The following is a 12,166-nucleotide window of genomic DNA, read 5'->3' as shown; positions in this document are numbered from 1 at the left end:
GCGCTCGCGTTGCTCTGCTCCCGGGCGCACGCGCTGCTGCTCGGCGCCTAGCTGGTGTGCCTGAACTGCCGACCGCCGCCGCGGCACGGCAAAGGGCTGCCCGCACCCGCGAGCATTTGCCAGCCGCCTTCAAGGAGTGCGAGAATCAGCGCAATGCGCCGGTGAGGTCGCCGGAAACGTGGAGGCTGTGATGGCCATGTCGGAAACTCCGCGCCGCCGCGGCGGCGGAGAATGGGGACCGCCCTTGACTGCAGAGGAGGAGGCGCCGCCTGCGGTCGACCTCATCGCCGCTCGCCGTGCCGCCCTCGCCGCCCAAGCTGCAGCCGCGCCGTCACCCGCTGCGCCCTCTTCGCCCTCAGCACCGCCGTCCACGCCGCGCCGCGGCGGCGGAGAATGGGGACCGCCCGTCACTGCTGACCAAGCAGTACCCGTCACCGACGCGCTCTCGGCTCGGCGCGCCGCTCTCGCTGCGACTGGCGCGCCTCCTGCTGCTCCTCCGCCCTTTCCGCCCAGCACTGCAGCGCCGAGCGTGACCACCCCGGGAGGGGACGGCTCGACCGCCTCTGCAGCCGGTCCACGCACAATCCCGCAGCTTGCAAACTTCGACCGCGTCCGCGAGATGCTCCGCCGCTACGGGCTGGATGCGGTAGTCTGTGCCCTGCCGCACAACGTGTACTATCTCTCCGGCCTCGACACGCCGCCCCTCTGGGAATTCCCGTGGTACGCCTTCGCCGTCGTTCCGCGTGTCGGCGACCCTGCGCTCGTGCTCTCCAACCTCGCGCTTTCGGCGCCCACGGAAGCTGCCCTCTGGATTCACGACTACTACCCCGTCTTCCGAGGAGAACTGATCAACTACGATGCGGTCGCCCTCCTCGAGTCAGAGCAGCGGCTGAAAGCTCTCAGCGACCGCCTCGCCCCGCGCCGCAGCGAGACCAACTTCGAGGCGCTCGTCAAAGTGTTCAAAGACCGCGCTCTGCTCGGCAAGAAGATCGGCTTCGACGACTCGCGGATCGTTCCTCGGCTCCCGGAGAGCAACTTCACCGCCTTCGACGCCATCGAGCTGATGCGCGAGGTGCGCATGATCAAGACGGAGCCGGAGATCGCCGCGATGCGCGAGGCGGCTATAGCCAATGAAGAGGCAGCGCTGGAAGCGATCCGCTTCATCCCGAACGCGGCGACGTGGGAAGAGGTCGTTCGGCGCTATAAGGCGGCACTGGCCCTGCGCGGCGGAGACGGCCGCTACCTCCTCGGCGGCTCCCCTCATCACACGGGCACTCATCAGCACATGTTCCGTGACTACCGCCCCCAGCGCGGCGAGTGGTTCATGATCGATGCGCTCGGCGCAAAAGCGCACTATCTCGGCGACTTCGGGCGCACCGTCTCTTGGGGCGAGCCGAGCCCAACGGTCGTCCGCCGCTTCAACGCGCTGCGCAAAGGGTTCGAGGCGGGGCTGGCGATGGTGAAGCCGGGGGTCCGCTTCGAGGAGATTGCCGCCCGAGTGCGTGAGACCGTGCATCGCGAGGGCTTCACGGAGTATTCGGTGTGTGTCCCCCACTCGGTCGGACTGGAGCACACCGACTCCCCGCGCCGGCCGGGGCTGACGGTCGAACTGAACATGACGATGAATATCGATATTGCCTATCTCGAAGCCGGGTTCGGCCAGCTCCACCTCGAGGACACCTTCGTCGTCCGCGCCAGCGGACCAGAACTGCTGACTTCGGGCAAGACCGACCTGATCGTGCTGCCGTAGCCAGCGCTTTCTCCTCCTCTCTCGCGCTCGCCCCGGTGCGCCCTTTCTTCTCCGCGGTTGGCGCCTCGCGAGCCCATCAAGAAAGCGGATGGGTCTGCCGAAAGAGCAAGCAAGCAGCTTTTGCGGTGCGGCGGTTTTTCCTTGCGCCTGACCAGCCGACTTCATACACTCGCGAAAGAGTGCAAGCGCTTTACCGTGAAGCCGGGAGAGCGCCGAAACGGAAAGGCCGCGTGGCGGCAGATCGCCGCAGCACGCTGCGCTGCTTAGTGACAACTCGAGAGAGGGAACACGCATGAACGAAACCAGCGCTCTTCCCCACTTTCGTGTCAGCGATCAGCTTCGAATGCTCGCTACCATCGCCGAACAGGTTGACCGCCTCGAGGTGGAAAACCGCAGCCTGATTGAAGAGCGAGAACGGCTGCGCGGAGCGCTGGCCGAGGCAGAACTGCGCATTGGGCAGCTGCGCGACGAGCGCGATCGGCTCGCGCGCGAGCTTGAAACCGCGCGCCAAGATATGCAGTCGCTCCGAGAGCGTGAAACAGCGTGGCAGAGCGAGGCAGGGCGGATCGCGCACGCTCTTCGCGAGCTCGCTGAGCGGGAAGTGGCGGCGCTCCGCGAGTTGGCCGACCAGTTGGTCAGCACCACCGAGCCGCCCCTCGCTCCTGCCCCGGCCGCGGCTGCTGAGCGCCTTGAGCCCGCAGCGCAAGCGACGGCTGGTGAGACCGCCCAAGCAGTTTCTGTCGGGGAAGCGGCAGCACCCGCCGAGGCTCCCGCTCCTCCCGTTGACGCCGCTGCCGAGGCCGCCAGTTCAGCCGTCGAGCCCTCGCCGGTTGACGCGGCAGTCGCTGAGAAGGAGGCCGCAGCGGCGGAGGAGCCGGCAGCGACAGTGCCTGCCCCTCCGCCGGCCGCCGAGACGTATGAACTGACAGCCTCGCCGTTCTCCAGCTTCAGCACCCTGATCGCCTTCCAAAAGGCAGTCGCGGGGCTGCCGGGCGTCGAAGATGTCCGAACGAAGTCATTCCTGAATGGAGCGCTCGTGCTCTCGCTCCGCTATAGCGGAGCCGACCCGTTGACGGCCAGTCTCGCCCGTCTGCCGGGCTTCCGTGCCGAGCGGCTGAGCGCGGTTGGCAATCGCATCGAGTTTGTTGTCGCGCCGGACAGCGCTCAGCGGTAGCAGCCGCACGCCCTGCTCGCCCCCTAGAATTGGGGGAAAGTAGGTCGCGCCAGTGTCCCATCGTCTCTCGCGCCGCGCTTTCGTCGGCGGGCTCGCCGCCAGCGCGGCATTAGCGTCGGTTCAGCGAACCGGCAGCGCCCCGCTCGACATCGACTTTGCCGAGCTGCTCAATCGGGTCGGGGAAGGCATGCAGCGCTACAACGTCCCCGGCGCAGCGATCGGCGTTGCCGCTGGCGGCCGCGAATGGACAGCCGGGCTCGGGGTGACGAATGTCGAGGCGCCCTACCCGCTGAGCGAGGACACGCTGCTGCCGGCAGGGCCGCTCACGCCCGCCCTCACTGCCACGGCGATCATTCGTCTCGTCGAGCAGGGGCGTCTCCAACTGGAGACGCCGATCCGCGCCTGGATCCCCGATTTTCGCGCCGGCACAGAGAGCACCGCCCGGCAGGTGACGCTGCTCGACTGCCTCATCCATCGGACTGGCTGGTGGGGCGACGACTACACCGACACCGGAAGCAGCGACGATGCCCTCGCGCGCTATGTCGCCGGCATGGGCGAGCTCCCCCAAACGGCTCCCTACGGCCTATTTTGGTCCTACAACGTTGCGGCCTACTGCGTCGCCGGGCGCGTGATCGAGGTTGTCACAGGCCGCCCCTTCGAGGAGGCGATCCGCGCGCTCGTCTTCGCGCCGCTCCGGATGGACCGATCCTTTTTCAATGTTGTCGAGGTGATGAGCCAGCCCATCAGCATTGGCCATGGCGAGAGCGCGCCGCGCGTCATCCGGCCCTTTGGGGCGCCGCGCGGGCTCAACCCGGCGCTCGGCGCGCTTCTTTCGCTCCGCGATATTCTGCGCTTTCTCCGCTTTCACCTCGGCGACGGCGCCCCGTCGATGCTCTTGCCGCTGCTCGCCTACATGCGCGCGCCGCGCACTGAGGCAGGGTCCGCAGCGTGGCTGGCGCTCGACGGCATCGGCATCGGCTGGCTGCTCTGGAGCGCCCAGCGGCAGCGCTTCGCGGGAGCCGTCGGGAGCACGCCCGACGGCCAGCAGCTGTTTGTGCTCCTCCACCCCGAACGCGATTTCGCGCTCGCAATCTTCGGCAACAGCAGCAGTGCCCACGCCTTGATCCAGGAACTGACTACTTGGATGATGAGCCGCGTGCTGAATATTCCCGAAAATCCGCCGGCGTTTTTTGACCTCGCGCCAGACCTCCTCGAGCCGTATCTCGGCCGCTATGTCTTCGAGAACACGACCAGCCGCGCGCTGCTCCCGCTTCGCTATGAGGTAGCGCTCGAGGACGGCGTCCTCACCCTGCGCGACGGTGCGGGAACACCGGCGCGGCTGCGGTTTACCGGACGCGACACCGTGATCGCGGTCGACGGCCCGCTCGCCGGCCTGCGCGCCGACTTCCTGCGCGACCGCCAAGGCGGCATCAGCTGGCTTCGTTTCGGTTTGCGCGCCGTTCCTAAGGCGCAGTCATGAGCGTGGCCCGGCATGGGGGAGGAGCAGGAGGGGCGCCGGCGGTGCGGCCGTCGGGCGCCCGTTCCGCCCGGGCGAGTGGACATATTGGAAAAGGCGGCGGATATGCGTGTAGAGTTAACCGACAGCAGACGCCGCCTGTGCGTCTCTGCGGTGAGGCGCCCCGCCCCACGGAAGGACGTTGATGCCAAACCGGAAAGGCCTTCGCAACGCCTTTGTCTACCTGCTGATCCTCGTCATTCTCGTCGCGATCTTCCTTCCGATCTTCATCCGGCCGGAGAGCGGCACCACCATCGATATCGGCACGCTTCTGGACCGCGCGCAGAAGGGCGAGATCTCGACAATCGAAGTACAAGGGGACTCTATCGTCGCGACGCTGGCAAATGACCCGAAAACGAAACTGCAGTCGCGCAAGGAAAGCGCGATCAGCATGCAAGCTCTGCTCGAACTGCAAGGGGTCAAAGTCGGCAACAATCCCGGCCAGGTGAAGCTGATCGTCAAAGAGCCGAGCCAATTTGGCGAATGGCTCGGCTTGTTTGTCAACTTCCTGCCGCTGCTGCTCTTTGGCGGACTGCTCCTCTTCATGATGCGCCAAGGGCAGAACGCGGGAAATCAGGCGTTCTCTTTTGGCAAGAGCCGCGCCCGCATGTTCGGCGGCAACAAGCCGACCGTTACGTTTGCGGATGTCGCCGGGGTTGATGAAGCGAAGCAGGAGCTGCAGGAAGTAGTCGAGTTCCTCAAATATCCCGAGCGCTTCGCCGCCCTCGGCGCCCGCATCCCCCGCGGCGTCCTCCTCGTCGGCCCGCCTGGCACCGGCAAGACGCTCCTCGCGAAGGCGGTCGCGGGAGAAGCGGGAGTGCCCTTCTTCTCAATCAGCGGCTCGGAATTTGTCGAGATGTTCGTCGGCGTCGGCGCCAGCCGCGTGCGCGACCTGTTCGACCAAGCGAAGCGCAACGCTCCCTGCATCGTCTTCGTCGATGAGATCGACGCCGTCGGCCGCCAGCGCGGCGCCGGCCTCGGGAGCAGCCATGACGAGCGCGAGCAGACGCTCAACCAAATCCTCGTCGAGATGGACGGCTTCGACACCAACACGAATGTCATTGTCATCGCTTCAACGAACCGGCCGGACATTCTCGACCCGGCGCTGCTGCGTCCCGGCCGGTTTGACCGGCAAGTAGTGCTTGACCGGCCGGACATCAACGGGCGGAAGCAGATCCTCGAGGTGCATGCGCGGGGGAAGCCGTTTGACCGGACGGTCAATCTGGAGACGATCGCGAAGCAGACGCCGGGGTTCAGCGGGGCGGACCTCGCGAACCTGCTGAACGAGGCGGCGATCCTGGCGGCGCGGCGGAACAAGAAGCTGATTGGGATGGACGAACTCGAAGAGGCGATCGACCGCGTGGTCGCCGGTCCGGAGCGGAAAAGCCGTGTCATTACCGACCGGGAAAAGGAAGTGACGGCGTACCACGAAGCGGGCCACGCCCTCGTCGGCCATCTGCTGCCAAACGCCGACCCCGTGCACAAGATCTCGATCGTCTCGCGGGGGATGATGGGCGGCTACACGCGCTTCCTGCCTGAAGAAGACCGCCATCTCTGGAGCAAATCGCAGTTCCTCGACCAGCTCGCGGTGGCGTTTGGCGGCCGCGCTGCGGAAGCCGTCGTCTTCGGCGAGATTACGACGGGCGCGGAGAACGACATCAAGCAAGCAACAAGCATCGCCCGCGCGATGGTCACCGAGTACGGAATGAGCGAACGGCTTGGCGCTCGCACATTCGGTCGGCGTGAAGAACTGGTCTTCCTTGGACGCGATATCAACGAGACGCGCAACTACAGCGAGAAGATGGCGGAAGAGATCGACCAAGAGGTGCACGCCCTCATTATGACGGCCTACCAGCGCGCGATTGACGTGATCCAGCAGAATCGCGACAAGCTGGATGCCATCGCGAAGTACCTGATCGAGCACGAAACGATGGACGCGGCCGAACTAGCGCGCGTCTTGGGGGAGCAAACTACCTCTGACCTCGAGGGCGCGCCCGTTCCGGCCTAGCGCGCTTCCCGCGCTCCTCCTGCGCTGCGAGCATGAGCCCCCGCGTCATTGGGCGGAGCAGCCGCGGGGAGCATGCAATACGCCTATTCTCCCCGACTATACCTGCCGCTGACGGCCGCCCGTTCCCGCTGACGCTCGGGAGTGCCGCGCCAGGCGGCGCCCGGCGCGCAATGACGGCAGCGTTTCGCCGCGACGGCAATTCACCCTCCTTCAGCTGCCGCCTCGCTTCACCCCAGGACGGCGCGCCTCCCGCCATCGCCGCAGCAGAGCACCTATCGCATGGGACAATGCGGCCTCTAGCCACGCCGCCACGGCGACGCTGTCCGAATGCGGGACGAACACCAGCATGCCGGGGATTGAGCGCAACGGCAACGCGGCGGGGTGCTGCCGCGTACTCCGCGTGCTGCGCAGGACGGGCACGAGATCGCCCGGCACAGGTCGATCCGATCGTCTGCCTCCCTAGATGAGGCAGCACGCCGACGCCCTCCCCCATGCCGTCATGCCTCGGCAGGGCCCTCACGCCCCGCTCCCGTCATAGCAAGGCTCTGCCTGCTCATCGCGCCCTAGCAGCCGCTTCGTCTCGCCCCCCTTCAGCGCTGGGCCCCGTTCGCCTCCTGCTCCGTGGGCCTCGGCAGCAGCCGGGCGCTGCGCGCTCTCACCGTCATAGCGAGGCCCGCAGCGCGGGCTGCGGCACTCCCGAACGATGAGGACCTCCGCCTCATCGCGCCGGCGAGGAACGGCCCCAGCTAGATCGGGAGTGCCGCGCCGGGCGGCGCCCGGCGCGCAATGACGGGGAGAGCTCTTGCACTGAGGAGAGAAAGCTGGTATTCTATTCGCATCTTCGAATAAAGAGGTATCCTGATGGATCGGCGTGAGTTGTTCCGTCTCCAAGCGGACCTCTGCCAGACGCTCGCCGACCCGACCCGCCTCGAACTGCTCGACCTGCTGAGCGAGGGGCCGCGGCCGGTGAAGGCGCTTGTCGAGGCGACCGGCCAGCGGCAAACCAAGATCAGTCAGCACCTTGCCGTGCTGCGCCAGCACGGCATCGTCCGCGCGGAGCGGGTCGGTGTCGAGATGCACTATACGCTCGCGGACCGCCGCATTCTCGATGCATGCCACATCACCCGCGAGCTGCTGCTCGACCGGCTCCGCCAGCAGGGCGAACTGGCCGACCGCTTCGCCGCCGCGCTCAACAACGACGTTCCACTGCGGAGGGTTTCATGAGTTCGTATGGCTTCGGCGCCCATCTCGATCTTCCCTATGAGACTGCGGTTGCCCGCGTTAAGGAAGCGCTGAAGGCGGAAGGGTTCGGCGTCTTGACTGAGATCGACGTCCGGAAGACGCTTCAGGAGAAGCTTGGCGTCGAGATAGCGCCGTACGTCATTCTCGGCGCCTGCAATCCGCCCCTTGCCCACCGCGCGCTTACAACTGAGCCTGAGATCGGGCTGCTGCTGCCCTGCAACGTCGTCGTCCGCGCTGAGGGCGACGGCAGCCGCGTCGACATCGCCGACCCGCACGCCATGCTCGGCATTGTCGGCAACCCCGCGCTGAATGACATCGCGACGGAGGCGCAAGCGCGTCTTCGCCGAGCGCTGGCCGCCCTCACTCCTCAGGCGTCCTAGGAGGTGCCCGTGTACTTCAAACAGTTCGTCCGCAACGATATCGGCTGCGCCGGCTATCTGGTCGCCTCGGCGGGGGGCGCAGCTGCGGTTGTCGACCCGCGGCTGGATATGGCGGAGGAGATCCTCGCTGAGGCTGCCCGCGAAGGGCTGACCATCCGCTACGTGATCGAGACGCATACCCATGCTGACCACGTCTCCGGCCACCACGAGATCGCGCGGCGGACGGGCGCGACGGTTGCCATCCACGCCGACGCCGGCGTCGCCTATCCGCACCTGGCGCTGCAGCACGGCGACGAGATCGTCCTTGACGAAGTGCGGCTGCGCGTCATTCATACGCCCGGCCACCGGCCGGAGCATATTGCCATCGCCGTGATCGACGGCGCGCGCGGCGACGACCCGTGGCTGGTGCTGACGGGCGATTCGCTCTTTGTCGGCGATGTCGCTCGGCCGGACCTCGCCATTCCCGGCGTTGAAGGAGCGCGGACCCTCTATCGCTCGCTCCATGAGCGGCTGCTGACGCTGCCTGAGGGAACGCTCGTCTACCCTGCCCATGTCGCAGGCTCCCTCTGCGGCCGCGTGACGAGCCGGATGACGGGGTCGACGATCGGCTACGAGCGTCGGTTCAATCCCGGTCTGCAGCTCGACGAAGAAGCGTTTGTCCGCTTCACGACCGAGGGATTGCCGGAGCGGCCGCCGAACCTGCTGCGCATCGTCGCGCTGAACAAGGCCGCCAGCCCGCCGGCGCGGCCGTCGCCGCTTCCGCTGAGCCCGGCGGAGGTCGCCGAGCGTGCCGCTGCGGGCGCGGTCGTGCTGGATGTGCGCCCTCCGGCCGCGTTCAGCGCGGGGCACCTCCCGGGCGCAATCGGGGTCGATCTGCACGGCGGGCAGTTTCAGAACCGTGTCGGGCTGATTGTCTCCGCGGAGACCGAACTGCTGATCGTCGCGAACGATGACGCCGAGGCGCGGCGCGCCGCCGAAGCGCTCGCGGTCATCGGCTTCGACCGAGTGAGCGGCTATCTTGAGGGAGGCGTGGCCGCCTGGCGCGCCGCCGGCTTCGACCTCGCCCCGCTCGAGGAGCTGAGCGCGCGCGAGCTCGCGGAACGGCGGCGCCGCGAGCCGAGCCTCGTCATTGTCGACGTCCGCGAGCCGGCCGAATGGGAAGAAGGGCATATCGAGGGAGCGCTGTCGATCCCGCTCTCTCAGGTCCCTGCCGAGCTTGCGCGGCTGCCCGCCGACCGTCCGCTGGCCGTGGTCTGCGCCGGGGGGACGCGCAGCGTCATCGCCGCCAGCCTCCTGCGGGCGCGCGGTCGGACGAACGCGCTGAACGTCCGCGACGGCATGGACGGCTGGCGCGCTGCGGGGCTGCCGGTTGTCCGCGGCGCGCCGGCGGGCGTTCGCTAAGCCCGCAGCGCTGCCCCCCCGACGGCGGAGCATCGCGGCGCAGCAGAGGCGCCCCACCGCGATGGCAAGGCCGGCTGCCGGCAGGAGCGCCGGCGCCCTCTTCGCTGGATCGCGCCGCCCTGCCGCACCGATTCTCCCGGAGCCGAGCAGCGACGAGCGCTGGGCGGCGCGGGCGGCACTGCCGCGCAGCGCTCCCCGCTTCGGCGGACCGCCGCTCGCCTGACGAGATCGCGGCGCTCTCCTCTTTGACGCGACCGACCAGCCCGCGGGCGAGGATGCGCTGCCGGGCGGCTCCTCCAGCCTCCCCGCTCGCCCGGCGCTTGACTGCCTCCTCGTTCAAGCTGTGCCAAACCGAAGAGAGGAAAGCGGCGATGCAAGGCAACGGCAGGTGGTGGGCCGTCGGTATCGCAGCAGTCGGCACGGCCGCGCTCTGCGCTAGCCTTGCCCTCTTCCCCCGCCTCCTCGAGGCCGGCGGCACCGTCACCAACTGCGGCGACCAAACCGACCTTGAGGCGCAGCTTGCCGGCGGCGGGACCGTCACCTTCAACTGCAATGGGACGAATCAGCCGGCGACGATCCCCATCGACAGCACGCTCGTCATCACCTTGCCGACGACCATCGACGGGGGCGGCGTCATCACCCTCGACGGCCAGAACGCCCGCCGCATCATCGACGCCAGCGCGCCGCTCACGCTCGTCAACATTACGCTCTGGCGCGGGCGCGTGGGAGCCGGCGAAGACGGCGGGGCGGTCCGCTCCACCAGCGCCGTCACGCTCGACCGGGTGAAGGTCATCTCCAACACCGCCGGCCGCTTCGGCGGCGGGCTGTTTATCTCTGGCACAGCGATCATCACCGCTAGTACCTTCATGAGCAACTCCGCCTCCTACAGCGGCGGCGGGCTGTTGGCCTACGACATGGTTGTCATCACCGCCAGCACCTTCACCAGCAAAACTTCCGAGTATTGGGGCGGCGGGCTGTATGCCGAAGGTCCGGCGACCATCACCGGCAGCACCTTCACCAGCAATACTTCCCGCTTCCAGGGCGACATAGCGTTGCTTGGAGGCGGCGGTGGGCTGTGGGCCTCTGCTGCCGTAACTGTGACCGCTAGCTCTTTCCTCAGCAACACCGCTCATACCAGAGGCGGCGGGCTGCTTGCCGACGGTCCGGCGACCATCGCCGCCAGCACCTTCCAAAGCAACACCGCCCGCTGGAACGGCGGCGGGCTGCACGCCGAGACGGCCGTCATCACCGCCAGCACCTTCATCAGCAACACCGCCCGCTGGAACGGCGGCGGGCTCTTCGCCAACACCGCGGCGACGGTCACCGCCAGCACCTTCATGAGCAATGCCGGCGGCTGGGGCGGCGGGCTCTATGCTGATAAGGCCGTCGTCACCGCCAGCACCTTCTCCGCCAACCACGCTATCACTAGCGGCGGCGGGCTGCTTGCCGACACCGCCATCGTCACCGCCAGCACCTTCACCAGCAACTCTGCCGGCTACTATGGCGGCGGGCTGCTGCAGTCCGCGTGGTACGGCAAAGGCCTCATTACCGGCAGCATTTTCACTAACAACTCTGCTGGCGACGAGGGTGGCGGGTTGTGGGGCTACGAAGCCTTCATCACTGCTACCACCTTCACCAGCAACACCGCCGGCAGCAGCGGTGGGGGGATATACATCGCAGGATTGGTGGAGATCACTGCCACTACCTTCACCGGCAACTCCGCTACCAGCGGCGGCGCTATCAGCACTGGCGGACCTACCGGCGATGTCACCCTCACCAACAGCACCCTCCACGCCAACAGCGCCATCACCGGCAGCGCCATCTTCAACGACAGTCCCTCCGATCCCACCCGCGTTGCCTTCAGCACCGTCACCGACAACCCCGCCACCCACGGCACGATCGCCACCAGCGGCGGCAGCCGCGTCCTCGCCAACAGCATCGTCTCCGGCACGACCCCCGTCTGCACCGGCGCCGCTGCCGGCACCAACGAGGGCGTCAACTTCGTCTCCGACACCACCTGCGGCGCGTCGGTCAACACGAGCAATCCGCTGCTCGGCCCGCTCGCCGACAACGGCGGGCCAACGCTGACGCGCGCGCTCCTCCCCGGCAGCCCCGCCATCGACGCCGCCACCGGCGCCTGCCCAGCCACCGACCAGCGGGGCGTCGCCCGGCCCGTCGGCGCAGCCTGCGATGTCGGCGCCTACGAATTCGGCATTGCCCCACCCCCTGGGGGCGACACATCGCCGCCCGAGGGTGGCACACCGCCTCCACCGCCCGGAGGCGGTACACCACCGTCCGGAGGGGGCACGCGCCAACTCGTCCCCGTCGTTGCGATCAACCAGCCCGCCGGCTAGTCCGCCGCGCCGCACCCCCTCGTTGAATTCGCCCGCACGCTCCGATACACTCGCCCCAGTCACCGACGGAAAGGAGCGGACGATGAGGCGCGGGTGGTGGTCGGTGATTTTCGCGGCGGTCGGCACAGGTGCTCTCTGCGCCGCTCTCGCCCTCTTCCCCCGCCTCCTCGAGGCCGGCGGCACCGTCACCAACTGCACCAACCAAGCGCAGCTCCAAAATGCGCTTGCCGGCGGCGGGACCGTCACCTTCAACTGCGGTACGGCCACGATCCCCATCACCGGCACGCTTGTCATCACCTTGCCGACGACCATCGACGGCGGCGGCGTCATCACCCTCGACG

9 protein-coding genes are annotated in these 12,166 nt (G+C 67.7%); all 9 read left to right on the top strand.

Features of this window, described 5'->3' with window-relative positions; translation table 11 throughout:
* The first annotated feature begins 190 nt into the window (after positions 1-190).
* Positions 191-1,750: a M24 family metallopeptidase gene (locus NZ773_10415; GenBank protein ID MCS6802338.1), complete on the top strand. Its 1,560-nt coding sequence runs from the start codon at positions 191-193 to the stop codon at positions 1,748-1,750.
* Between the two features lie 292 nt (positions 1,751-2,042).
* Positions 2,043-2,924 carry a hypothetical protein gene (locus tag NZ773_10410; protein ID MCS6802337.1) on the top strand — a complete coding sequence of 294 codons (882 nt, stop codon included), beginning with the start codon at positions 2,043-2,045 and terminating at the stop codon, positions 2,922-2,924.
* Between the two features lie 52 nt (positions 2,925-2,976).
* Positions 2,977-4,404, top strand: coding sequence for a beta-lactamase family protein (locus NZ773_10405; GenBank protein MCS6802336.1), 1,428 nt, complete (start codon positions 2,977-2,979; stop codon positions 4,402-4,404).
* A gap of 181 nt (positions 4,405-4,585) precedes the next feature.
* On the top strand, positions 4,586-6,448 hold the full coding sequence (gene ftsH, locus NZ773_10400) for an ATP-dependent zinc metalloprotease FtsH (protein MCS6802335.1): 1,863 nt from the start codon (positions 4,586-4,588) through the stop codon (positions 6,446-6,448).
* Positions 6,449-7,309: 861 nt separating this feature from the next.
* Positions 7,310-7,672 carry a metalloregulator ArsR/SmtB family transcription factor gene (locus NZ773_10395; protein MCS6802334.1) on the top strand — a complete coding sequence of 121 codons (363 nt, stop codon included), beginning with the start codon at positions 7,310-7,312 and terminating at the stop codon, positions 7,670-7,672.
* Positions 7,669-8,070 (top strand): DUF302 domain-containing protein, encoded by a 402-nt coding sequence (locus NZ773_10390; GenBank protein ID MCS6802333.1) that lies wholly within the window; start codon positions 7,669-7,671, stop codon positions 8,068-8,070. Before NZ773_10395 ends, NZ773_10390 begins: the two co-directional genes overlap by 4 nt.
* Positions 8,071-8,079: 9 nt before the next feature.
* The gene (locus tag NZ773_10385; GenBank protein MCS6802332.1) at positions 8,080-9,471 is read left to right on the top strand and encodes a rhodanese-like domain-containing protein; all 1,392 of its coding nucleotides are present in this window, start codon (positions 8,080-8,082) and stop codon (positions 9,469-9,471) included.
* Positions 9,472-9,842: 371 nt separating this feature from the next.
* Positions 9,843-11,825, top strand: coding sequence for a hypothetical protein (locus NZ773_10380; protein ID MCS6802331.1), 1,983 nt, complete (start codon positions 9,843-9,845; stop codon positions 11,823-11,825).
* A gap of 82 nt (positions 11,826-11,907) precedes the next feature.
* A partial coding sequence (locus NZ773_10375; GenBank protein ID MCS6802330.1) for a hypothetical protein occupies positions 11,908-12,166 on the top strand: 259 nt, incomplete at its 3' end.

It is taken from the genome of Dehalococcoidia bacterium, assembly GCA_025054935.1.
GTDB lineage: Bacteria > Chloroflexota > Dehalococcoidia > SpSt-223 > SpSt-223 > JANWZD01.
The sequence above is the reverse complement of the archived record's forward strand: the minus strand, read 5'-3'. Positions and strand labels throughout refer to the sequence as shown.

Coding starts and splice junctions, on each gene's coding strand:
- NZ773_10395 (MCS6802334.1), top strand. CDS start 7,310: ATGGATCGGCGTGAGTTGTTCCGTCTCCAAGCGGACCTCTGCCAGACG.
- NZ773_10390 (MCS6802333.1), top strand. CDS start 7,669: ATGAGTTCGTATGGCTTCGGCGCCCATCTCGATCTTCCCTATGAGACT.
- NZ773_10380 (MCS6802331.1), top strand. CDS start 9,843: ATGCAAGGCAACGGCAGGTGGTGGGCCGTCGGTATCGCAGCAGTCGGC.
- ftsH (MCS6802335.1), top strand. CDS start 4,586: ATGCCAAACCGGAAAGGCCTTCGCAACGCCTTTGTCTACCTGCTGATC.
- NZ773_10415 (MCS6802338.1), top strand. CDS start 191: ATGGCCATGTCGGAAACTCCGCGCCGCCGCGGCGGCGGAGAATGGGGA.
- NZ773_10410 (MCS6802337.1), top strand. CDS start 2,043: ATGAACGAAACCAGCGCTCTTCCCCACTTTCGTGTCAGCGATCAGCTT.